Source organism: Pseudomonas sp. 10C3, from assembly GCF_036346185.1.
Classification (GTDB): Bacteria; Pseudomonadota; Gammaproteobacteria; order Pseudomonadales; family Pseudomonadaceae; genus Aquipseudomonas.
This window is the reverse complement of the sequence record NZ_JASJVE010000014.1, coordinates 78167-102241: the sequence shown is the minus strand read 5'-3', so window position 1 is coordinate 102241 and position 24075 is coordinate 78167. Positions and strand designations below refer to the sequence as shown.

19 protein-coding genes and 3 pseudogenes are annotated in these 24075 nt (G+C 52.6%); 13 read left to right on the top strand and 9 right to left on the bottom strand.

Annotated features, from left to right (window positions below; all coding sequences use genetic code 11):
• Positions 1–16: 16 nt before the first annotated feature.
• Genes QN399_RS15250 through QN399_RS15240 form a run of 3 tightly spaced genes read left to right on the top strand, consistent with a single transcriptional unit; the run spans position 17 to position 1946 of the window.
• On the top strand, positions 17–208 hold the full coding sequence (locus QN399_RS15250) for a hypothetical protein (protein ID WP_330201134.1): 192 nt from the start codon (positions 17–19) through the stop codon (positions 206–208).
• On the top strand, positions 198–1397 hold the full coding sequence (locus QN399_RS15245) for a recombinase family protein (RefSeq protein WP_330201133.1): 1200 nt from the start codon (positions 198–200) through the stop codon (positions 1395–1397). Before QN399_RS15250 ends, QN399_RS15245 begins: the two co-directional genes overlap by 11 nt.
• 15 nt (positions 1398–1412) lie before the next feature.
• Entirely contained in the window at positions 1413–1946 is a 534-nt protein-coding gene (locus QN399_RS15240) for a hypothetical protein (protein WP_330201132.1), read from the top strand.
• A gap of 318 nt (positions 1947–2264) precedes the next feature.
• On the opposite strand, the gene QN399_RS15235 is transcribed toward QN399_RS15240, so the two are convergent.
• Entirely contained in the window at positions 2265–3587 is a 1323-nt protein-coding gene (locus QN399_RS15235; protein WP_330201177.1) for an IS66 family transposase, read from the bottom strand.
• Between the two features lie 68 nt (positions 3588–3655).
• Positions 3656–4000 carry an IS66 family insertion sequence element accessory protein TnpB gene (gene tnpB / locus QN399_RS15230; protein WP_330201131.1) on the bottom strand — a complete coding sequence of 115 codons (345 nt, stop codon included), beginning with the start codon at positions 3998–4000 and terminating at the stop codon, positions 3656–3658.
• Between the two features lie 59 nt (positions 4001–4059).
• Here tnpB and QN399_RS15225 point away from each other — a divergent pair.
• The 4 genes and pseudogenes from QN399_RS15225 to QN399_RS15210 form a co-directional block, all read left to right on the top strand.
• Positions 4060–5086, top strand: a pseudogene (locus QN399_RS15225) (IS110 family transposase).
• A 721-nt stretch (positions 5087–5807) separates the two neighbouring features.
• Entirely contained in the window at positions 5808–7313 is a 1506-nt protein-coding gene (gene ltrA, locus QN399_RS15220; RefSeq protein WP_369125134.1) for a group II intron reverse transcriptase/maturase, read from the top strand.
• Positions 7314–7423: 110 nt separating this feature from the next.
• Entirely contained in the window at positions 7424–8452 is a 1029-nt protein-coding gene (locus QN399_RS15215) for an IS110 family transposase (RefSeq protein WP_330201130.1), read from the top strand.
• Between the two features lie 212 nt (positions 8453–8664).
• Positions 8665–8994, top strand: a pseudogene (locus QN399_RS15210) (hypothetical protein); the annotation flags it as partial.
• A 468-nt stretch (positions 8995–9462) separates the two neighbouring features.
• Here QN399_RS15210 and QN399_RS15205 read toward each other — a convergent pair.
• Positions 9463–10245 carry a hypothetical protein gene (locus QN399_RS15205; protein WP_330201128.1) on the bottom strand — a complete coding sequence of 261 codons (783 nt, stop codon included), beginning with the start codon at positions 10243–10245 and terminating at the stop codon, positions 9463–9465.
• A gap of 231 nt (positions 10246–10476) precedes the next feature.
• Between QN399_RS15205 and QN399_RS15200 the strand changes: the two genes are divergently transcribed.
• Both QN399_RS15200 and QN399_RS15195 read left to right on the top strand, forming a co-directional pair.
• A complete protein-coding gene (locus QN399_RS15200; protein ID WP_330201127.1) occupies positions 10477–11550 on the top strand; it encodes an IS630 family transposase in 1074 nt (357 codons plus the stop codon).
• Positions 11551–11942: 392 nt separating this feature from the next.
• A complete protein-coding gene (locus QN399_RS15195) occupies positions 11943–12188 on the top strand; it encodes a helix-turn-helix transcriptional regulator (RefSeq protein ID WP_330201176.1) in 246 nt (81 codons plus the stop codon).
• Positions 12189–12359: 171 nt separating this feature from the next.
• On the opposite strand, the gene QN399_RS15190 is transcribed toward QN399_RS15195, so the two are convergent.
• From QN399_RS15190 to QN399_RS15170, 5 genes and pseudogenes are all read right to left on the bottom strand, one after another.
• Positions 12360–12857, bottom strand: a complete 498-nt coding sequence (locus QN399_RS15190; RefSeq protein ID WP_330201126.1) for a JAB domain-containing protein — start codon at positions 12855–12857, stop codon at positions 12360–12362.
• Between the two features lie 52 nt (positions 12858–12909).
• Positions 12910–13829: pseudogene (locus QN399_RS15185) on the bottom strand (hydrolase or metal-binding protein).
• 105 nt (positions 13830–13934) lie between these two features.
• Positions 13935–14939: a lambda-exonuclease family protein gene (locus tag QN399_RS15180; RefSeq protein WP_330201125.1), complete on the bottom strand. Its 1005-nt coding sequence runs from the start codon at positions 14937–14939 to the stop codon at positions 13935–13937.
• Between the two features lie 79 nt (positions 14940–15018).
• Positions 15019–15987: a DUF932 domain-containing protein gene (locus tag QN399_RS15175; protein ID WP_330201124.1), complete on the bottom strand. Its 969-nt coding sequence runs from the start codon at positions 15985–15987 to the stop codon at positions 15019–15021.
• A 90-nt stretch (positions 15988–16077) separates the two neighbouring features.
• Positions 16078–16350, bottom strand: coding sequence for a hypothetical protein (locus QN399_RS15170; protein WP_330201123.1), 273 nt, complete (start codon positions 16348–16350; stop codon positions 16078–16080).
• Positions 16351–16641: 291 nt separating this feature from the next.
• Here QN399_RS15170 and QN399_RS15165 point away from each other — a divergent pair, with 291 nt between their 5' ends.
• The 4 genes from QN399_RS15165 to QN399_RS15150 all read left to right on the top strand — a co-directional run bounded on the left by QN399_RS15165 (position 16642) and on the right by QN399_RS15150 (position 22112).
• A complete protein-coding gene (locus QN399_RS15165; protein ID WP_330201122.1) occupies positions 16642–17802 on the top strand; it encodes a dsDNA nuclease domain-containing protein in 1161 nt (386 codons plus the stop codon).
• A gap of 96 nt (positions 17803–17898) precedes the next feature.
• On the top strand, positions 17899–19536 hold the full coding sequence (locus QN399_RS15160; RefSeq protein WP_330201121.1) for a hypothetical protein: 1638 nt from the start codon (positions 17899–17901) through the stop codon (positions 19534–19536).
• 313 nt (positions 19537–19849) lie between these two features.
• Positions 19850–20803, top strand: a complete 954-nt coding sequence (locus QN399_RS15155) for a hypothetical protein (RefSeq protein ID WP_330201120.1) — start codon at positions 19850–19852, stop codon at positions 20801–20803.
• On the top strand, positions 20793–22112 hold the full coding sequence (locus tag QN399_RS15150) for a hypothetical protein (protein WP_330201119.1): 1320 nt from the start codon (positions 20793–20795) through the stop codon (positions 22110–22112). Before QN399_RS15155 ends, QN399_RS15150 begins: the two co-directional genes overlap by 11 nt.
• 88 nt (positions 22113–22200) lie before the next feature.
• Here QN399_RS15150 and QN399_RS15145 read toward each other — a convergent pair whose 3' ends face one another.
• Complete coding sequence (locus tag QN399_RS15145; RefSeq protein ID WP_330201118.1) at positions 22201–23457, bottom strand: integrase domain-containing protein; 1257 nt, start codon at positions 23455–23457, stop codon at positions 22201–22203.
• Between the last annotated feature and the right edge of the window lie 618 nt (positions 23458–24075).

The following is a 24075-nucleotide window of genomic DNA, read 5'->3' as shown; positions in this document are numbered from 1 at the left end:
GTCCGGGAGAAGCGCGATGAAGACTTCATCAAGGAGAGTTCGAGCAAGGTTGCCGTCGACCCCGCAACGCCAGATCAGCATAGCGTTCGAGGCAGTAGAGCTTCGCGGGATAAGCCAAGCGCAGCGCACGAAAATACTGGCTCATCTGACCAATCTGCTGATGCTGGCCGCCACCGGCGTTACAAAGGGGGGCGATGATGAATACTGATCGTTTACCCACCACGGTGCTTAAACGCAAAGCAGTGGTGTATGTCCGGCAGTCAACTCAGGCCCAGGTCCAAACGAATCTCGAAAGCCAACGTCGCCAGTACGAACTGGTTGAGGTGGCACGGCGTCAAGGATTCAGCCAAGTTGAAGTGATTGATGACGACCTTGGTCGCTCAGCCAGCGGAACGGTAGCTAGGCCAGGCTTTGAGCGACTTCTTGCGTGGCTTTGTGCCGGAGAAGTGGGCGCGGTTCTGTGCCTTGATGCGTCCCGACTCGCGCGTAATGGCCGTGACTGGCATCACCTGCTTGAGCTCTGCGGCCTGGTCGATGCTCGCGTGATAGATATGGATGGGGTCTATGACCCGTGCAGCCCTAATGATCGGCTGCTACTGGGTATGAAGGGCAGCATCAACGAGTTCGAGCTTAGTGTTTTACGGGCGCGGATGCGAGACGCGGCACGCACCAAGGCGCGCCGTGGTGAGCTGCGCATTAGCGTACCTATCGGTTATATCTGGCATCGTGAGGCCGGTCTGGGTATTGACCCAAATCTTCGGCTACAGGAAGTGATACAGCTGATTTTTTCTCGGTTTCGTCAAATAGGCAGCGCCCGGCAAGTACTGTTGTCGTTGCGAGCCGAGCAGATTCACTTTCCGCGCCCCTCCGATGGCAAGACGTTGGTGGCCTTTGATTGGACGCTTATCCGCTATCGCAACGTGATTTCGGTTCTCAAGAATCCGTTCTACGCTGGGGCTTATGGCTACGGCAGAAGCGAGAAACACACAGAGATCATTGAGGGGCGTGCGCGTAAGAGCTACGGTCATACTAAGCCGCTTGAAGAGTGGGAGGTTCTGCTCAAGGATCATCACGAAGGCTATATTGACTGGGCAGAGTTCGAACGTAATCAGAAGCAACTCGCTGCCAATGCTTATGGCAAGGTCGGCGAAGTGAAATCGGGGCGTGGCGGACGCGCACTGCTGGCAGGCTTGCTTTCATGCGCCCGTTGCGGACGCCGTATGTCGGTAGCGTATTCCGGGCGCGCTCCAAGACAGTCTGTCTACCGCTGCAATATTCCCAACCAGATGCCAGAGGCCTCCCGCTGCATGAGCTTCGGCGGTGCTCGTGTCGATGCTGCCATTGCCGGGGAGCTTGTGCGCGCGGTCGAACCGATGGCGATCGAAGCAGCTCTGTAAGCGGAGCGAATGCACATGGACACTTTGAATGAACGGCGGCGTGTTGTGGAGTTGGAACTGCAACAGACCCGATATGAAGCCACGCTCGCCGAGCGGCGCTACGCGGCTTGCGACCCTGATAACCGCCTGATTGCGGCACAGCTCGAGAAGAGTTGGGAAGCGGCACTGCGGCGGGTGCAAGACTGCGAGGTGCGATTAGAGAGCATAAACACACCGATGTCAGGCGCCGACACTCCTGACTTTGTCGGACTAGCCAAAGACCTCCAGGCAGCATGGAACGCACCGGGCGTTACCATGCGCGCACGTCAGCAACTGACGCGCACTTTGATAGCCAATATTGTTGCCGATATTGACGAAGAGAATCGCGAAGTCATTTTGACCATTCATTGGCAGGGAGGTCAGCACTCACAGTTGCGAGTACGCAAGCCAAAATCAGGCGAGCATGGCTGTCGCACGCCAGATGAGGCGCTCGCGGTGATCGGCAGTATGGCAGGCCGATGGTCAGATCAAGACATTGCTGCGTCGTTGAACCGTATGGGAATGCGCTAAGGGCAAGGGAAAACGTGGAACGCGAACCGCGTCAGTTCACTTCGCAGAGTGCATGGAATACGTGCATATCGTTCGGCGCAGAAGAATGGCGAGTGGGTAACCATGACCGAAGCGGCCACGCAATTGGGCGTAACCAATCATGTGATCCGCCGTCTCATCAAAGATCAGACTCTAGCCGCAGAACAAGTCGTACCGGATGCTCCCTACCAAATTCGAATGAGAGATCTGCAAAGCGAAGAGGTCGCAGCGGCTATCGCCCGTAAACATCGCCCGTGTCGCGTCAACGCAGAAGGCCAACTTCCCCTATTTAGAGGGGCTTCAGAAGGAGGTGCACAATGAACGTGTCGTCACAAACGGCTTTACTGCTCTTTCGGCGACGTTGTTGTCGATGGGTAAAAAGCCGGCTTCTACGTAGCGCTCCAATCGGCTCCAGTTGCTGGCCAGATAACTGACCGCTCGGCCGAGTACGCTCTGCGGCGTAATCTGCGGATGCGTTTTCTCCAGCCAGCTTTTCAGTTGCGCCAGAACCGGCAAACTCTTTTCCTGCCGACCGACAAAGCAGTGTTCATCGCTCACGTCTTTCAGCTCACGCTCGATACCGTACAGCTTGTTGATCATCGTCAGGGCTATATCGGCACGGCCAGTTTTGCCTTTGGGCTGAACTTTTTGCGCTTCGACGAACTTGCGTCGAACGTGTGCCAGACAAGCCAGTCGCGTAACGCCCGGTTGCGCACCCAAGGCGTTATAGCCTGCGTAATCGTCCGTCATCACGTAGCCGCGATAACCTTCGAGCAGGCGTAAAGGCACCTCCTGCGCACGGCTGGTCGTGTAGTCAAACAACACCACTTTTCGATCCAGCGGCCCGCTCGCCTGCACCCACATCCAGGATTGGCTGGTTGGGTCTCGACCCAGTTCCTTGAGTACTTGCACTTGCGTTTCATCGCAGTGGATAACGGGACTTTCCAGCAACCGATCCCGCATCAAATTGAGCAAAGGCTGCAAGTGGTCGCCGCATTGAATAACCCAACGCGCCAACGTCTGTCGCGGGATATCAACGCCGTGCCGACTCAGCACCGTCTCGAAGCGATGTAACGGAAGACCGTCGACATACTTGGTGGTCAGCAGCATCGCGAGGACACTGGGGCTGGCCATGCTCTTTTCAATCAACTGCGCCGGATTGTCGGCAGTAACTGGGGCAGTTTCACAGCCACGGCAACCGTAAACTTTGCGGATGTGTTTGATGACGCGGATCTGCATCGGCACGATCTCCAGCTGTTCGCTGGTTTCTTCGCTGATCACATGCTTGCGGCAACCGCAGGCACAGGTCAGTTCGTGCTCAGGCAATTCGTGGATGACTGCGATACGCGGCAGATCAGCAGACAGTGGCTTGCGTTTGCCACGGCGTGGAGCTGGAGCAACGACGTCTTCATCGGCATCCTCGACGACGGGCATCGGTTCACTTTCGGGCTCGTTGAACAGCGCCAATTGCGGTGTGTTGGGCTCGACCGATTGTTCGGACTTACGGCCAAATATACGGTCACGCAGCAACTTGATCTGCTCTTTCAGATCAACGATATGGGTCTGGTAAGCCTCTTTGACTTCCTGATCACGTGCACGCGCTTCGTACGTCTCAAGCAGCATCTGCTTGAGAAGCACGGGGTCATCAGGGAGGTTGTCAGGCATGGAAATCATGCCGCGGATTATAACCTTTAGGCGACAAATCTTGGAGTCAAAACCTGATGGGGGCGGTTACGCCACAGATCAAAACCGTTGAGTAACCAGTTCAATTCCTGGACGCTAAACACGATGGCCTCGTCAGTGATGTCGGGTGATGTTTTGAAACTTTCGGACTCCAGGCGCTTGAGCCAAAGGCAAAAACCGTTGCGCTCCCAGTAGAGTATTTTCACTCGATTACGGGGGCGATTCAGGAAGACGAAAAGCACGGGGTCGAATACGGCGACTTTGATATCCAGCTCGACCAGGGCGGCCAGGCCGTCGATTGACTTTCGAAAGTCCACCGGCTTGGGGTAGAGGTACACTAATGAGATGGTCACCCCCGGCACCTTGTGAGGGCTACGCTTTCACAGGGTGTTTTATTTCGGAGACCTTAATCATGAGCGAGTTAGCATTAGTCGGTATCGATCTCGGCAAAAATACATTCCACCTGCACGGTCAGGACAAGCCAGGGCGAGAGCTGTTTCACAAGAAACTTTCTCGCCAGCAGATGATGAAGTTTTTTTGCAATCTCACAGCATGCACCGTAGTTATGGAGGCTTGCGCTGGCTCGCATTTTGTGGCTAGAGAGCTGATGGCGATGGGGCATAAGGCCAAGCTGATTTCGCCGCAGTTCGTCCGTCCATTTGTCAAAAGCAACAAGAACGACTTTGTAGATGCTGAGGCGATCTGCGAGGCGTGCCGCACGTCCGACAATGCGTTTCGTCACACCCAAGACAGAGGTTCAGCAACTGCTTTCAATGATGCATCGCATGCGGGAATCTCTGGTGCACGATCGCACTAAAGTGGTCAATCAGATGCATGGCTTTCTGCTTGAATTCGGGATTAGCCTGCCGAAAGGCCCAACAATGATGAAGCGTTTGGCGAGTATTCTGAGCGAGCATGAACTGCCGATTCGACTGACGGTGTTGCTACAGCGATTGCATAAGCACTTCAGTTATCTGGATGAGCAGATCAAGGAAATGGATAAAGAGCTTATCGGCCAACTTGCCGACGATGATCTTGGCAGTCGCTTGCTGAGCATACCGTGTGTCGGCCCGATCACCGCCAGCCTGCTGGCTGCCGAAATGGGGGATGGCAAACAATACGGATGTAGCCGTGATTTTGCCGCGTCCGTAGGGCTGGTGCCCAGGCAGCACAGCACGGGCGGCAAGGCGACTCTGCTGGGAATCAGCAAACGAGGCGATAAGAACCTCAGAAGATTGTTGGTGCAGTGCGCCAGGGTTTACATGCTTAGGCTGAAATATCAGCACGGCGCTCTGGCCGATTGGGTGCGCTCAATGCTCTGTCGTCGCCACTCGAACGTCGTGGCCTGCGCTTTGGCCAACAAGCTGGCACGAATCGCATGGGCGATAGCGGCTCACCATACGCAATTTGAAACCGGGCCAGAGGCTTTAGCTGCCTGAAGCTGATGTTGTGCTGTGCTAAGAATCACCCACCTAGGTTTTGCGATGACTGAACAATCGATGACGTGAACGGCCCACCGGCCTGGCAAAGAACCTGTGTCGAAAATCGGCTTTTGAAGCCGGTACACTTTTAAGGATTGCCAGGCGCGACTCTCATTGTGGCGCGGAGCGTGCTCCAACCAGACGCCGAATAGATTTAGGCAAGCCAACTAACCATCACTGATCAGCATTGCAAAAAAGGGGGTGACCATAGATTTTCAACTTTGGCGTCGGGTCGCATCATGACGGTGCTGGCTCCAGAGAGAGATCGGGAGCACAGCATCAGCGATCAGAGTGTGGCTTTGAATGTGGGGTTTATGGATCCCTTAGTGCGCCAGCAAAGCTGGCAGTTGATAAAGGGTGAAAGTCCCTACGAGAGAAGTTATGGCGGAACACCTCGACCCCGAGTCATGCGTTATGCACCGTGAGGTGTATGGCGAAGCGTTGGCAGGGGAAGCCAGCAGGCCAGCCATTGAGCCGCGAAATCATCAGTTTGGGGCGCCGACGCTGTTATGCGAAGCGGAAGGCCACGGTGTGCATGACGATAATCGCAAGTCATGTATCACGCCCTGCGCGGTCGTAGACCCTGAGCATGCTGGGAAGTCAACTGTACGGAAGCTGGGAGATCTCATTCGTGTCTGGTCGTGACACGCCAGACGGGGCAGAAGAGGCCACAAGCCAAATGTCTGCCGTCTACGCGCATGAGAAGTCGGATAACTCCGTAGTACCTGAGAAGTTGCCGAACAATGAGCTTTGCTCAGCGGAGGTAATGGAGGAAAGGGAGTTAGCCAAGGGGAACAGTGAACAGCCTTCCGCATCCCGGACTCAGAGCCGGACAAGTGTGTTGTCAGGGTTGCTCGCTGTACGTCAAGCAGCCCGGCGGGATCGCCGGGCCAAGTTCACGAGCCTGCTGCACCACGTAACGGTCGAGCTATTGCGCGAGAGTTTCTACAACCTCAAGCGAGATGCGGCCAGTGGTGTGGATGGCCTATCGTGGCGAGAGTACGAGCAAGGCCTGCTCATGAAGCTGAAAGCCCTGCACGACAAAGTGCACAGCGGTCGCTATCGAGCCAAACCTGTTCGGCGGGTATACATCCCAAAGGCAGACGGTAGCGAGCGACTGCTGGGCGTTACCGCCTTGGAAGACAAGATCGTCCAGGCTGCGGTCGTGCAAGTGCTCAATGCGATTTATGAGCAGAACTTTCTTGGACTTTCGTATGGGTTTTGCTCTGGTCGAGGGCAACACGATGCATTGGACGCTCTGTCGGTGGGAATACAGAAAACACTGGTACGGTGGATATTGGACGTGGATATACGTGCGTTCTTTGACACCATCGACCACGAGTGGATGATGTGCTTCCTGCAACACCGAATCGCGGATAGGCGTGTGTTAGCGCTAATAGCTCGATGGTTACGTACAGGTGTTCTCGAAAACGGAAAGCGAATTCCTGCGAAGCAAGGCACACCACAAGGTGCGCCCATTTCACCACTGCTAGCCAATATTTACCTGCACTACGTGATGTATTTATGGGTAAGACAATGGCGTAGGCGTACGGCACAAGGCGAAATGATTGCCGTGCGGTACGCAGACGACAGTGTACTTGGGTTTGAAAAGCCTGAAGATGCATGGAGTTTTCGCCATGCGTTGGAAGTACGACTCGCTCAATTCAACCTGACCCTACACCCAGAGAAAACACGTTTGCTGCGGTTTGGCCGGTTCGCGGTGGAGGATCGTAAGAAGCGTGGGGAAGGAAAACCCGAAACATTCGATTTCCTTGGGTTCACGCATTTCTGTAGTCAGGCCAAGAACGGGAAGTTCGAGGTTGGACGCGTAACTATCGGCAAACGTATGAGGGCAACGCTCAAGGAAATCCGAGTGCAACTTCACAAACGCAGGCACGAGCCCGTCCCAGTGATTGGCCAGTGGTTGAGTCGGTTGTTTAGAGGGTATTGCAATTATCACCATATCCTCGGTAATACGCGACGGCTGGATGCTTTTCGCCGTGAAATTATCAGGGCGTGGAGGCATTCTCTTAAACGACGAAGTCAGCGGCACCGGTTGAATTGGGAGCGCATGATTGCGCTGGCCCGGTTGTTCATACCCTATCCACGCGAGCTAACTATTATGCATCCGTATCCCATAACCCGCTTCGGCGTCAAAACCCAAGGCAGGAGCCGTATGCGGTAATTCTGCACGTACGGATCTATTGGTATGGACGCCCCCATCCACAAACCAGTGGCTTCAACGTGCAATAGTAGAAGTGCTTCAGAAACCACAAACCAAGAGGAGCATCTGGCATGAAAATTATGACCGTTGGTATCGACTTGGCGAAAAATGTATTTCAGGTGCACGGTGTTAATGAACATGGCAAGACCGTTCTGAGGAAGCAACTCAAGCGCGACCAGGTCGCCACCTTTTTTGCCATCATGCCGCAGTGCCTGATCGGTATGGAGGCCTGTGGAAGCGCCCACCATTGGGCTCGCAAGCTGCGCAGCTTTGGTCATGATGTGAGGCTGATGGCCCCGCAATTCGTAAAGCCATATGTGAAAACGAACAAAAACGATGTAGCTGATGCTGAGGCTATCTGCGAAGCGGTAGGTCGGCCAAACATGCGTTTTGTGCCGATTAAGGACATAGAGCAACAGGCTGTGCTGTCGCTGCATCGGGTTCGTCAGGGATTCGTGAAGGCTCGGACAGCGCAGGCTAATCAGATCCGTGGGCTGCTGGCCGAATTTGGTCTTGTAATCCCACAGGGCATCGCACATATCGCCAAGCGTGTGCCGGAGCTTATTGAGGATGAGCACAACGAGTTGCCGGGCTTGTTTCGTCTGCTTGTGCAGCGTCTACTGGAACAGTTGAAGGGGTTCGATCATCAGGTTCGTGAGATCGAGAGTCAAATTGTCGCCTGGCATCGCGTGAACGAAAACAGCCGCAAGCTGGCCAAGATTCCAGGCATCGGGCCAATCACGGCCAGTGCGATGGTAGCCTCTCTTGGCGATGCCAAGAGTTTCAAGAATGGCCGACAGGTGAGTGCTTGGCTTGGGCTGGTGCCGAAGCAGAACTCCACTGGGGGTAAGACGGTGCTGTTGGGGATGAGTAAGCGGGGGGACTCCTATCTACTGACGCTACTGATCCAGGGGTCACGGTCGATGATCTACGCAGCACAACGAAAAGATATCTCTGACAGCTGGCTTGGCCGGCTACTTAAGCGGCGTAACGCCAATGTGGCAGCCGTTGCACTGGCGAATAAAAACGCCCGAATTATATGGGCCTTGTTGGCCTGTGACCGCGAGTTCCGCTCCGATTACACGACCGTCGTCGCGTAATCGGAGTGGCTTGAAGACGTCAACTCAACCCTGTAGTAGACCAACTCTATTGATTGCTCAGGTGATCATGAATTGATGGCAAAACTGGTAAGACCGTGGCCAAGAAAATCTGACCCGCACAGCGTGCCATGAGCACGCGGATCTATTGAGAACTCGGCCAGCGGATTCCATCAGGGACAGCGGCAACGCCGCATCGAAAGTCCGGATGTATGAGTGCAATCTCTACCATCGAGCCGTCACAGATTGAAAGCTTGGCAACCCGGGGGCGTCCATGTATGTGCGGGGGGTGGCAGGTGACTGCCATTCCTACCGCGACCAAAATAGCCTACATCGCTAAATGGGGCGCAATGGTTTCTCATCGCAGCGGAGAGACCGTCGATAGCTTCATCGCAGACTTGGCCGTCGCAATGGCTACAGGGCATCTAAAGACCGGTGCTCCTTGCCGGGGTGAGTGCGTCGAGAAATTCAATTAGTTTCTGAGAATAGAGGAGCATGTGGGGAGCCGTGTTTTTTACGCAGGGCATGATGCATCTGTGCGCTGAATGCGGCTGGAAAGCATTCGGGCTCCTGTTGTGCCCATGCACTTAGCGGCTCAGGTATTTGGGTATGAATCTGAATGCTTTCGTTCCAACGATCGCACTTATTGGCACCGGGTCAGGATTACTTTATTGGCTTGGCGATAGCTCTGTTTCGGAGCTATCGGAAAATCTACACCGCACGCGTCTTGGCCAGTCAAGGACAAAGCATTCTCAACTTGCCGACATTCCTATATTTAAGTAAACCGACTGTTGAATGTCTACGAGCAGGAATGCTGGTCAACAGCTATGCAAATGGCTGGTCAAGTCGAATGCAAATGAGTGGTCAAATAAATGCAATTACGCACACCCGACTGATAGCAGAGTTTCTGGCCGAATAATTAGATAACATTATTTTAGCTTATTATAGAGTTGAGCCGGTTTTTTCTTGTGCGCAGCGTGTGGGTAGGTCCCGCACGCCTCATCAATCTGAAACTATCGAATGCCGATAGGCTTGTCGCTGCTGTCATAACAAACTGGATATTCGCAGTATCCACCAGCGCTTTCTACATCATCTACTTTGACGGTCGGTAGATATTGACCTAGAGCGACCTTAGGCACTTTCTTTCCATTGACGTGGCAATCGTCGTCCATCTGCGGATTACACGAGGCTTCGGTCACTTTCACTGGGTTGGTTTCCGAGGTCTTCTCAGATATTTTGGCCTGATCCTGCTGGAACCGCTTGACGCCCCCGTCATAACGTTGCTCAAATGTATTGTTGAACAGTTTTTCGCTAACCCCAGCACCTTGGTAGAACTGCCAAAGTAACTGGCCTGCTTCGACATAGCTGACGGCTTTGCCTTTATTGACATATGGGCCCCCATCGTTTCGGTATGCTACCGGTTTTCCGTCTGAGCTCTCACCAATGTAGTACCACAGTGAAACAGTAAAGGCTGTATCTCGATCCCAATTTCCAAGTTTTGCACTACCATCGTTGAGCAGGCACCGACCCTTGATGCAGCGACCTTTTAGATGGTTGCTGTAAATGATATTTCGACTTTGTGTCGGGTCGTAGGCAATAATGTCTCGTGGCCATTCGAGCCAGGTGCAAACGATAAAGTTTGAATTTCCGTGGTCGTTGTTTGTGCACGGGATAGCATATGGTAGCCCGTTTGCGGATTGCTCATCCGGGAAGATTGCTCCGTTATTGTTGTAGTTGTCGACTGCAAATGCACTTCTAGTAATGAGAGTGAAAAGAGTAAAGATAAGTAACTTCATGTGAGCTTCCTGCTGTATGGAGGTTTATTTTTTGTCGTCTTGTTTGTTTTTGTAATTTACAACTATTCTTTTGTTTACATAATCTTTTACTATTTCATAGTCAGGGTTGTAGGTGGCGAGTTTGTGACCTGTGAAAGCAACGGCGGATATGGCTAGTGTGCTGTTTTCGAAATAACTTTTTTGCATCTTTGGCTACACTTTCCCTGTCATTCAGCACTCGGGGGAACGCAAGTGAACGCCCAAGAGATTGTCCTTAGTCCAGAAGAACAGACCGAACTGAACCGTCGTGTACGCTCAGCCACCATCAGTCAGCGCGACGGCCGTCGCGCCCGAGTGATCCTGCTGGCAGCCCAAGGTTGTTCAAGGGTGGACATCGCTCGCTTCACCGGTTTCTCACTCCCCACGATCACCTGTTGGTGCCAGCGTTTTCAGACGCTGCGTCTAGAAGGCCTGCTCGACAAGCCTGGCCGCGGACGCAAATCCTCCCTTCCTCCCGACACGGTCCGTCGCGTACTCGAACAGGTCACCAAGCCCCGTATTGGCGAACCCCGCTGGAGCTGCCGAAGCATGGCCCGTGCCGCCGGCATATCGGCGACCACCGTCCACAAGCTATGGGCTGCCAATGACTTGAAGCCTCATCTGACACGTACCTTCAAGGTGTCCAACGACCCGCAGTTCGAGGAGAAATTCTGGGATGTCATCGGGCTGTATCTGGCCCCGCCAGACAAGGCGTTGGTGCTCTGCTGCGACGAAAAAAGTCAGGTTCAAGCCTTGGAGCGCACCCAGCCTGGGCTGCCGTTGGGGATCGGTCATATCCAAACAAAATCCCATGACTACACTCGCCACGGCACGGTCACGCTGTTCGCGGCGCTGGATTATCTCCAGGGCAAACTGATTAGTAGCATCGAGCGCCAGCACCGCCATCAGGAGTGGTTGGCGTTCCTCAAGAAAATCAACAAGGAAACGCCTAAACACCTCCAGCTGCATCTGATCGTGGATAACTACGCGACGCACAAACATGCAAAAGTGAAGGCTTGGCTGGCAAAACATTCGCGTTTCCATGTGCACTTCACTCCGACCTCAAGCTCCTGGATGAACATGGTCGAGCGGTTTTTCAGGGACATTACTGTGTTCTTGCGCGACGGTAGTTTCTGCTCGGTACGTGAGCTGGAAAGCTCGATTACCACCTTCCTGGCATTACGAAACGCGCAACCGACCCGGTACATTTGGAACGCAAAGGGAGAGGAGATTTTGAGCAAGATCCGGCGAGCACGCGATGTGATGGACGCGCAGATGGAGGGGTAAGATATTTCGAAAACAGCACACTAGGAGAGGTAGCGCTGATAACGAAACGACTGATGCAAGGACGCCGAGAGCGCCAGCTTTCGCTGCTGCTCCTTTTAAATCACTAACGACGCGACATTTCAGGCCTAAGTTTTCTATTTGTTTTTCGACTTTAAGTACGCTCTTCGTGAACTGACCTCGTAACCCCACAATTACGAAAGATGCTTTGGCTTGAAGAAGAAGGTCTATTTCGATTTCATTTAATCCATTAACTGTCTTGAAAGGCATGTTTTAACTTCTCTAAGTTGAGTGTAAAGGAGGCACTATCCTGGGTTAGCGGGCAAGCATGGATCGCTACAAAAGGGTCGTAAATGCCGTGGCTGTTAAAGCATCATAACGCGACGATTTCAGCCATGGCAAGAATCTCCGCGACTCACGATAAAGACGGCTACCTGATACAGCTTGGTGCGGCAGTACGCGCACGACGGCTAGGGCATACGCTGTCGCAAGAAGCCTTGGCGGATGCTGCCGGGATCGACCGTTCTCACATGGGGAAAATAGAGCGAGGGGAGAGGAACGTTACCTTTCTAAATATCCTCCGGATTGCTACTGCTTTGCATTGCAGGCCCTCAGATTTGCTAATTGAAGCAGGGCTATAAGTACGGTAGCAGCACAGCTGACCAGAACGCCGAAAAAGGTGAATAGCAAAAAAAGAAAACGACTGAAAAGGCGGCGGGCATTAACTGCTACATGGGCAACTCTTTCCGATGGCTACTCCGACCGAGGTCAGGTGTAGACCATCGGATGTATAGCAAGTGGAAGGGAAGTGGCTACAGATATCCCCGTTCAGCCATTGATATACAGCCTTCGCTGCCCACAACGATATGATCCAGCGTCTGGGTGCCAATCATGTTGAGGGCGTTCTTTAGCGTGGTGGTCAGGGTGCGATCAGCTTGGCTGGGTTCGGGATCTCCAAAGGGATGGTTATTCACCAGAATTACGGACGCAGCTTTGTGCTCAAGGGCGATCTTGACCACTTCTCGGGGGTACACGCTGGCCCCATCCCGCGTGCCTCTGAACAGTTCCCTGAACCCGATAACCCGATGTTTGCTGTCCAGCATTAGCAAAGCAAAGACTTCGTAGTCATGGTATTGCAGCAGTGTTTGCAGGAGGCTGAAGACTTGCTTGGGCTCAGTCAATGCCCGGCCTTTAGACAGACGACTCATCGCCAGTTGTTGTGCCATCTGCAAGATGTCAGCTTCGGTGACGGACGATTCAATGACATAGGTGCCGGTCGTTTCACCGGCTGTGAGCTTGTGATATTTCATTCGGGTATTCCTTCACGAATGCGTGAGAGCGGAGGGGGATTGAGAAACGCGGCTATTGGACGGTGGGTTTGCTGTTGTGCCGCGAGACTTGCGACTCCAATTTTTGCGCGAGTGAGGATTTGGCAGGCGCTGTCTGTTGGCCTTTGGGCTCTAAAGGGCTGGGCTGATTCTCAATGGCAGAGAAGAACTCTTCGACGATGGCACCGCTGTCCTCCTCGCTGTCTTCAAAAGCCCCATTGTTAAAACCCTGCCGGGCCGCGCGATCCAAGGCGCTCTGGTCAAAGCCTGAGACTTGCCGGCTTCCTCCAGTTGCTTGGCTTCCAGTAAGGCGTCTTCTAGGCCCAGTCTGCTGCGTACCGTGATGTCCACATAGAAGATCGGAGTGCCATGGCTCTGGCGGGTGGACTTGCCGCGCAGACGCAACTCCAGCGGCAGACAGGCCAGTCGATTGCCGGAGATGGCTTGCAGGTAATGCAGGCGTGCTGCCAGGGTGCGGATGCTGTTGTAACCCGTAGTGCGAAAGACAAAGCTGCCCAGCGGATCGTCATCGCCAATGACCACGTTCAGCCGGCCGTAAGGCTTGCAGGCATTGCCTTGAGCCAGTGAGCAGCCATCCGGTGAAGGGCAGGGCAACGACTGGATGCCGTCCTTAGTCAAACGCTTGCAGGTCTCACCATTGCCGACGCACTGCGGCCGGCCGGTGTTACGGTCAAAGAGGCTGTAGTCCGCCCGAAAGTTGAGGTCTGGCTCGTTGAACAGTAAACGGATCGGAATGCTGCGCAGCTTACCGTCCTGGCCGTTGCGCAGCTCCTCATTGAGTGGATGCAGCAGCCAGCCGTCGCGGCTCTGAACCTGCGAAGTAATGGTGAACTGATCATCTTTTTCCGGCAGACGCTTGCCGTTCTTTTCGACGACCTTGCCGATGGAAATTCGGCCCAAAATCGGGGGTGTGATGGCTAAACCTTTGAGCATGGGAGTTCTCCTGTATCTGAAATAAAAACGCCACCGAGACCGCGCAAACGGCCAGGGTGGCATTGGAGAAAAGGGCATGGGAATCAGGGAAGAGCGAACGAGCGTTCAGGCCAGCAGAAAACGCCGACTGCCGGTTTTGGTGGTCGAGTAACGCACTTGTAGATAGGGTTTTTCTTTCAGCAGACGTGGGATGTCCAGGGCCATGCTGTCATTGGCTTTCTTCCAGGTGATACAGCCGGTTGCGAAGGCCGCCCGACTGGCATCGCCCATGGCCTGTTGCAACGTTTGCTTGAGCTGAGCTTCCTGCTTCTGCTGCAGAGCAATCGACTCGCGTACGCTCTGCAGTTCGGTAAAGGTCGTACAGAGCAGAGTGTCCTGGCTAAAGTCCAGGCTTTGCCCACTGTCCTGTGGATACAGACACCGCAATGCCTGCTCCGCCGAGTCAGAGCCGTCGGCCGGCGGCGGGGTATCACTGACGACGTAATCCCAGAACATCCTCTCCAGGTCGATCAGCCGAGCAATCAGTGACTCGTCGCGTTCGATGCGATGGATCTCCAGGTGCTGACCACCGAGTAGGACCGCCACATCAGCCGCCTGCTTGCCGGTGACGGCGAGCTGGTGCATGACTTGCAACTGCACATACTCGGGCACGCCCTCTTTCCAGAGGCGTGCTCCATTTATGCCGGCAGTCTTGCATTCGAGGATTTGTACATCGTCTGCGCCGATAACCTCGCGGTCGATATTGGCCAGCATCCAGGGCAGTTTTGGATCCGGATGCTGCAGTACCGCATTGATCCGGCGAACCCGATTGCCGCTGCGCTGGCTATAATGCCAGGCCACGATGGGCTCCAGAACATTGCCCCAGTAGGCTGGGCTTTCCTCATCCTGAGGATCTATTTTCGGTAACGTGGCATCCCGGCCAGTCTTTTCTAGCCACAACTCCAACTGCGATTTGTAGGGATTGAGGCCAACCGCTGCGCCTGCGTCTGAGCTGCCGATGCCTTGTTTACGCACGGCGAGCCAATCTTCACGGGGTAGTTCCTTAGTGCCGATCAGACGAAGGGCAGGGCGGCTCTTGGAGGTATTTTGATTTAGGGGAATCGCTTTCATAGGGGTTACCTTGCGGACACAAAAGCGCCCGTTAAGCTCGGTGCTGAACGGACGTTATGGTTGAGGGGTGGGAGGCATTTCAGGCTACGAGTTGCAGGGCTGCATCCAACGCACGTTGCTTTATCTGTGCGCCCTGACCGAACCAGGCGGAGTCCATGCGGTACTCGTTGCTGCGAGCTCTGCGCTCGTGGTCTACATACTCGGTCACGGCGTTTAGGAGGCCCCAGGCAGTGCCTTGCGCCGACTCAAGGGTTGCGCCACGGCCTCGTCCTTCGTACAGGCTTTGTACTTTGCGCAGGGCGCGTTCGTTGGGGAGGACTTCAGGTAATTTGCTATTGGGCGTTACGTCACACAACAAGTTCATGAAGAACCCCATCGCTTCCGGCCACTGGACTTTGCGCTCGGCTAGCACGCGCATGCGATACATGAACTCGTCCCATTGCGAGACGGCCACACCCAATTGCTTTTTGACGACCTGAGGGTCGAAGCGGGTGCTGTGCGGCACCTTGATGGCGCGTGTGGTGCCATCCAGTGCGATGGTCAAAGTGTTGTTGCAGACCACGCGAACGGTGGTCGGCGTGGCGGTGGTGGCGAGCGTGCCGTCGCAAGAGGTCGCCAGCAACAAATAGCCGTTGACCTGATCGTTGCCTTTCAGTGCGGTGTTTTGACCGGTTCGAGCTAGCGCCCAGAACTTACGACCGCCCTTCAGCACTCCAGCGGTTTCCAGCTCGTAGCCGGACACCTCGGTCAGATCTCGATAGAACTCCATCACCTCACGCGGCTGAACAATTTGATAGCGATTAGAAACCACTGACAGCGGCGCTTTTGTGTCGGAGCGGTACAGCACCTTTTGTTCCGGGAACGAGTGAATACTTCCTAAATGGGCAATAGCGTCTGCTTTGAAGTGAACCGGGCTTTCCTGGATCTTCCAGTCCATACCAGCCTCACGCTGCCAGATTTCAATAGGTTGTTTTTGAGTCAGTTGACTGCCGAGGCCATGCCACGGGGTCGCGCCAACGTAAGCCATTTGTTCGATTTGATGAGCCATGATTACTATTCCTTAGGGTGCACACCGGCATAAATGCCACGCATCGCGTGGCACTGTCCGGGCGTACTAAAAGAGAGATGAGAGGGTGGTTTAAGCAGGCAGATTGAAGCGATGCCCGCAGATCAGGCAGAGGTTGTTTGCCAAGATATGACGATCCAGTTTTTCGCCAAGCTGAGCGCCAAGCGCGCATCCGCCTACGCCGCCGACAAGGCCGCCCAGGACTGCGCCTGATATTGCGCCAAGGGTGATACCTAGCGGTCCGGCGATGGCGCCAACAGCGGCACCGAACTGGCCGCCGGCCAGTGCTGAGCTCGCGCCGCGTGCTGCACCGCCAACGGTACCAACGGCTGCACCTATCTTCATGGCGGTTCTGAGTGAGGCGATTTTTGGGGAATTACAGAGAGGACATTGCAATGACATGGGGCGCTCCATGGTGTGGTTATCATGGAGGTGATGTAGCGCTGAGATTTTTTTGAATCGACGGATATGTGATTTTTTGGTACCGGTTGCCCATATCAACAATCTGTCTAAATGGCCTAGTCAGGCTTCTGCATCCTGGGAGCACATGAAGCCTAGAACCTTTACAGCCAACGCAATGTGATTGATGATGACAACGTGCCATCTTGAGTGGCGAAAGTGCATAGGGAGGATGCCTTGACCATATCGGCTGGCGCTGCAGAGTTGCTTCTCGTCGCAAACAAACCAGGCCTCACTGAGACAGGAGGTGGCCACGGTGCTAAGGGTGTGGACTTTCAGCGCTGGTGGGCCGTGCTCCGAATGGTGGAGTTGGAGCAGGCGAACGAACTTGATTTCCTGCTGCTTTTCGAGACAGTGCAAGATGTCACGGAGCTGGACTCGGCAGACACTCCCTCGCGTGCTCGTGTTTACCAGGTAAAAAAGAAGGATCGTGGAGAGTGGAGCTGGTCCGTACTCACTGGGACCACGGCGCCTCCGAAGAAGAGTTCGTCAGCTTCATCGAATGCGGCGACACCCACGTTTGCCAAAGTCGGCGACAGCGCTCTGGGTAAACTTCACCTCAGCCTTGCGGCCTTCGACCAGTTACCTGTTGAAGCCTACTTCATCTCAAACGCTGGCTGTGATATTCCCCTCGCAGCAGGAGGAAATGCTGCGACATCCATGCCTTGCTCATTCGCAGACTTCGCTCTTCAACATTCGCAACTATTGTCTCAAGCCTTGAGTTCGCTTGGCGCGAATGGCTCGCCTGCTCCGGACTTGACGAAGCTCAAATTGAAAAGAGTGCCTATCCACCCCGATGAGCCTAGTAGCTACGTCATCAAGCTAGCACTGGAGCTATTGACGGAACGAAGTCCTGCTCATGCGGGCCAGGCTTCTTCGTTCGTAGAATCCCTAGCTACGAAAATCTCGCCTCTGGGTCGTCATACTGATACTTGCTCATCTTTTGAAGATCTCATAAAGCAGCGTGGATTCGCGAGGCAGGAATTTATGTCTGCCATGGGTGCGCTTGAGACAATTCCAGACTATTCGGCCTATCTGAATATCTGGCTCACGCAGTTGCAAACCGAAGGAATGGAATTCATGTTGGTTACTGCATTGCGTGCGCAAGCGGCGCGCGTTGTGCGTGAGAAGTTGGCAGGCGCAACGCTTCCCGACGTCCAAGCTATTCACGATTTTTGTGACATCTGGCTCGATGCTAATGCGCGCGGGCCGCATTTGCGACCGTACTTCGAAGCGGGTTTAGATGCGCTGAAAAAGGATTTCAGCAGCTTTCGGGATTCCGAGTTACTAGCGCGCTTTGCAATGAGGGCTATAAAAAAATGCGTGGACCTGAACTGAGATTTCTCGTTCGTAGCTTGAGAACTAAGAATTATGAAAAGCTTTCGATTCGAAAACATATGGCTGCTCTCGCACCGCGACAAGAAGGCGAGGCACGTGAGCTTCCACCCCCAAAAAAACCTTTTGAGGGGAAGGAACCATACTGGCAAGACGAGTCTGATTCGGAGCATCTTTGAGACGCTTGGCGCCAAGCCTCAGGGAAAGCTAGAGTCGTGGGATGAAAATACCGCATCCCTTCTTGAGTTCTCTGTCGGTGGATGTCACTTCTTCGCATTGCACCAGAACGGGCGGCGCGCACTGTTCAATGCCAATCAAGAGATGATTATCGCCACCTCTAAATTCGGAGAGTGGTCTCAGGCCTTCTGCAACGTCACTGATTTCAATCTAGTGTTTACTGATAAGAAAGAGTCGGCGATTCAGCCTGCGGATCCTGCATGCTTCTTCCTGCCGTTCTATGTAAATCAGGATGGCAGTTGGCAATCTGAATGGAACACATTTAGTGGCCTTAAAAGATTTAACTCTCCCTGGAGCGCTATCTTGGAGTACTTCACAGGCGTATGTCCGCCAGAGTACTACCGGGCCAGAGCCGAGAGGGTTCAAGAATCCAAAGCACTTGAGGAACATCGGCGAGAGTACAAACTCCTAGAGCGTACTATAGAGCGGTTTAGCCGAACGCTGCCCTTATCCGGCCCCAAACTCAATCCTGAGAACTTTGCCAATGAGATTGCTCTGCTGACCCAAGGCGTCACCGAGCTTAATCAACAGCAGGAGCTGCTGCGCAGTGCTGCTGTCCGGGAGCAAGATTTGCTTTCCAGCCTGGAGCAACAGATTCGACTAGCCGATGACGCTCTCGCGGCATATGGACATGATGCAAAGTACCTACGGACTGGAGATTCGGAGCCCCTAATTTGCCCAACCTGCAACGCCGAGCACACTAAGTCGTTTCTTGATTTGCTCCATTTCGCTGAAGATGCGCGCGTGCTCCGAGAGCTCGCAGGGCGTCTCAGGGACGACGCGACCGAAGTGCGACATCGATGCGGCAAGGCGTTGGCCAGGCTCAGCACCCTAAACGAGAACTATCAGCGAATTTCTAGTGTGTTGGATACGCGTAAAGGAGAACTCAAGTTTCAGGATGTCGTTGAAAGTATGGGTGCGGAAAGCGCGTTTGCTGCTTTCGAAGTCGAGCGGAAACTACTGCAAGAGGCAATCGACAAGGCGCTAGGTGTGGTTAATGCTCTAGATGAAAAAATGAAGCGGCTTCGTGCCCCGAAAAGAACTCGAGCGATATTGGAGGATTTCAGATCCTATTACGTGTCGGGGCGCGTTGCTCTAAAGCTTCACCCCGTAGACGCATCGAAGATGAAACTTACCGGTCGCCCGGATCTATCCGGAAGCGGAGGTCCTCGGTCAATTTTGGCTTACTACGCTGCACTGTGGCGAACGTGCCAAGGTGTAACGGGTACTTTCGACGTACCGGTGGTGATCGACTCGCCGAACCAACAGGCTCAGGACGACGTCAACCTACCGGCAGTGCTTCAGTTCATCGCTAAGGAGTTACCAGATGACATGCAGCTAATCGTTGGACTAGAGACCGAGACTGACTTTCCTTTCGACAAAGAGATCCACTTAGACGTGCCGTACTCAATGCTCCTTGAGGATCATTGGGCTGAGGCGGAATGCATCATCGAGCCATTGCTCGAGAAGATGTACGCAACGATGAAATCTGATGTATAGGTGTCCAGCCAGTGATTGGATGGATAGAAAGAGAGTCTGTGGCCTGATCGGGCCTGCAAAATGAAGCGGTTACCGCAGAGCTGGCATAGATTGCGGGTCATAATGTAGCGATTGATTAATCGCTACATTTGCGGTTGGAGTCGAAATCAAATCTTCTAGTCTCAGGTAAAGGTTTTTAATATGTTCGAACTTAGTGTTGGTTGGGGGCAAGGCTGAAATGGAAGAGCGGTCTCTTAGATCTCATGTTTTGGACCTAATAGGGAGTTTTCTGTATAAAGAGAAATTTCCTAGCTATCCATATTTGATAGAGGGTATGCTAAATTTAATTGATTCGACATCGTCGTATCGTGAAGAGGGCGAGGAATTATATCCTGAGATATTTATAACGAACAAGATCAAGTCTGTTTTAGAAACTATCCCATTTTGCAAGAATGTGCAGATTGATCGGAAGTCAGCGAGCGTAAAAGAATTTTCAAATGCGCTTAAGTTGTGTGCGCCGCTGTCCAGGAATGGCTGGGTAATCTATATAAATGTAGAGGCGGGCCATATTAGTTATGGGGTGGTTTCTTCGGAGATATCGGAGTTAAGTCCAACATTTAGGACTCAGGCTGTTGGTGAGTTAAGCCAGAATGGCGATGAGTACTGTATAGCCTACCTCCAAAATGTAGGAAATAAAACAGTATTACTTCAAGGGTCTGAGGCGAGTGCGCTGATTTGTCTTACGCTAAATAGCAAGGGGGTGGCTCATGGTCAGTCGCTTAATAGGTTGTGCGCTTCAATCTCACAGGATATAAGTCCAAAATATAAAGATGTATCGCAGTCTTATTTTGAAAAGCTCATAGGTGCGACGTTAATTGTTGGGCACGGGAGTTTAATCGGGGTAGTCAAGGATTCAGATGAAAATATTCTCGCCCTCAAGCAGAGGCATGGAGATGGAATATATTTTAGTAAGCCCATCGATATGCATGAGCTTTTAGTCGCGTCTGAAGAAGAGAAAACTAGGGAGGCTTGCACTTCAAATAGGTTGTTTAGCTCTCTGCTAGGCTCAATGCTAAACCATGATGGTATGACGGTGTTAACTACCTCTGGAAAAGTTCTTGGCTACCACATATTCGTAAAACCTCACGGTGGTGAAGAAGCGGATATTGTGGGAGGGGCCCGCACTAGAGCATTTGAGATTATGAAGAGCAGTAGTTGTTTTGAATGTTGCTTTTATAAATCCCAAGATGGGAATGAAAAGATCTGGAGTATAGACGATGCCCAGTAAAGAATTAGTTTGGACCGGTCCTTCGGGCACAACCTTGCCGGCAAGCTGTTCCGATCCACAAGATATAGTCCAATACGCCAATGGACTAAACGACAAACAGAAAAGGGATATAGCCCGTGCATTCGAGCACGGTGCTTATGATATGGGGGCTGAATATACCTGGCGTCGAGCCATGGTGAGGCTTAAGTCGACTCTGAAAACTCTAGGGATGGGGTTTATTGGTGAAATGCTTAATGATGATGATATTGATGAGTACAGCAATATCGATATTGTCTTGAATGACTACAGTGCCATCAATCTTGCGGAGCAGCTTGGTGCAATTAACAGCACCGGTGCCTTGAAGCTGCGGCATGCACTAGAAGTCATCAGTCACTTCCTGTCGGACGAAGCTGAAAAAAATAATGAAGAGCTATCAAAAATCGATGCCGCTTCATTAGTCGGCTCATGTGTCCGGTATGTACTTGGTGAGACCGATATATCTATAGCTATTGAGTTTTCTGAATTAAGGAATCGGTTGTTTTCGGAAACTCTGAGTTTAGCTGACCCCCAGATACAGCAGCTACTTGATTCGCCGCCGTTTTACATTAAGACGGTGGTTTCTGTATTGCTTTCTGGAATCAAAAACGAGCAAGGCGCCGCGCAGGAGCACGCAGTCGGAAATCTTGGTGTTCTTATTCATTCAATTTGGAATCATATTCCTGAAAAAGATAAATGGCAGATTGGTAATGCCTATAGGGATGCCACCGCAGCTGGAGATATATCTGCGGCGAAGGGTCTGAAAAATGCCTTGCTTAAAGTTAAGGGCTTTGATTATGTTCCTGAAAACTTACGCTCTTCAACTTTTAGAAAAGCTGCCAAATCGCTCATAGATGCACACTTTTCGATAAACAATTTTTATACGGAAGCTCCGCTTGTGGCGAGCCTTTCTAAATTGGGTAGTTCAATTCCCGCTCCCGCCTTTATTGAGTGTGTGCAAGCGTACCTCTGTGTTTATCTGGGGAATTCATACGGTATCTCACATGCGGCCTTTCCGATTGCTAAGGCCGAGCTTTTAAAGATTCCAGAGGATCGCTGGAGATATTATTTCGACAAGGTTGTTGCAAGCGATGAAATAATTTTGGCTAAGTTGCTTAGCGACAAACCTATAAAGAAATTCTCAACGCTGATTCAAGATCACCTTGGTTTCTTAGTTGATAGTGAGAGTCTTAATACTGAAGTGCTCAAGTTGGTGAAGGCCCTAAATGATGGAAATGAGGGGCGTGTAAGCGCTATTGCGCGGAAGTTGTACGATAAAATTCGAGGGAAATAATTTAGAAATGGGCTGGTGTCGGATCTGGTTGCATCCGACCCGCCAAATATATCTTGGATAGAAAAGTTTGCGTCTTACAAAATCCTGGTTAGCGTATCGGAACGACTTTTCTATCCCTATTGTCCTTAATGGCTGACACTGAGAGGCTCCCAGTCGCAGCCCCTTGAATATGCTCGCTCCACCAAGCCATCATCGGGCGTCTGCGGTCGATGTAGTCGGCATGATTGTAAGCGTTTCGAACCCCATTATTGTCGACATGAGCAAGCGCTACCTCAATCAACTCAGGATTCCATCCGTGCTCATTGAGAATGGTGCTTGCTATTGAGCGCATACCGTGGCTAACCAAGCGGCCTTCAAAACCCATGCGTTTCAGCGCCATGTTGGCGGTCTGGCTGTTGCAGTGGGTACGTGGGTCCCGATCAGCAGGGAACACGTACTCACGGTGTCCGCTATAGGGTTTTATTGCCTCCAGAAGCGCTAGAGCTTGATCCGTGAGCGGGATGATGTGGATGCGACGTTTCTTCATTCGCTCTGCTGGGATTGTCCAAATTCGCTTGTCGAAATCAATATCTGTCCAGCGGGTGGTTGCTGCTTCTGCTGGCCGCGTCATGGTGTGGAGCTGCCATTCGATCAAGCAACGAGTCGTTCTTTTGATGCTGGCATTAGCGATCGCTACCATGAGCTCTTTCAGCTCATCGGGCGATAGTGTCGCCATATTCTTCTTTTTTGGCCTCTTGAAAACGGAGCGGATTCCGCTTAGCGGATTCGCGTGGATCAATCCCGAATTGACGCCATAGGTCATGATCTCATTGAGTCGTTGGGTTAAACGTTTAACGGTTTCGAGGCTGCCCTTAGTCTCGAGAGGTCGAAGTAGGTTGATGACATTCGGCGCAGTGACCGCTGAGATTGGTGTCGTGGCTAGATCCGGAAAAACATGCAGCGTAAGGGAGCGCCAGATGTCCTCGGCGTACGCTGGGGTGACCGAGTCTTTTTTGAGTTCAAACCACGCTGTGGCTATGTTTTTAAGGGTGTGTTCAGTAGCAGCTTTTTTTGCATGCCGCTCTGCATCACGACTCTCTTTAGGGTCCAGTCCTTGGGCGACGAGCTCTCTTGCCTCAACGGTTCTCTTTCGGGCTTGCGCCAGACTCACCTCAGGGAAGGTGCCCAATCCCATGTTGATTCGCTTTTTCGTCACGGGTTGGATGTAGTTGAAATTCCATAGCTTAGAGCCATTGATTCTCACTCGCATTTGTAGTCCGTTGCCGTCGGTGAGTATGTAGTCCTTTTCCTTTGGCTTTGCGGCTTTGACTTTTACGTCTGAAAGGCGCGTGGCTTGGGCCCCCATGGTGTATTCCAATGCTGTTTATGTATTCCAAAAAATAGCAGGTGAGGGCTTGGAATACCACCTGGAATACACAAGCGTGCGGATGGTTGTGGACGCTCTCGGACGCTTGTGGACCCTAAACCCTTGTATTTTCTGGATTTCAGGCACAAAAAAAGACGTCCGTGGACGTCCGTGGACGTCCTTAGATGTTGAAGTGGTGGAGCCGGGGTGGGGCTAATATAGCTAGTAACTATTTGTTATTTAAAGGTTTTCTAATTGTATTCGCCGTTATGCCCCCTAAAGTGCCCCCGCCGTTTATTTTCGACGAACGGCGTTTTTGGGAGTTGAACTGGCGTCCTTAATAACCATTGCCACCAATTTTCTATCGTGGAGGTCTCTATTAACGGGCGTAGGCCCTGCCAACATTCGACGGGTCGTCAAATGGAGTTTACCTGACCATTTCTGTTCCTTGAGCCCCAAGTCAGGCGCGAGGTTGGTTCGCTGCCGAGGTCGTTAAGTTGGGTTATTTCAGCGGTAGCGCACAATCAGTTTATCTAGGACGAACTGAGGTGCGACATGGGGCATTCAATGGTTACCTGCTACAACTGTGGCAGAGCGATGGTTCCGAGAGCGATATAC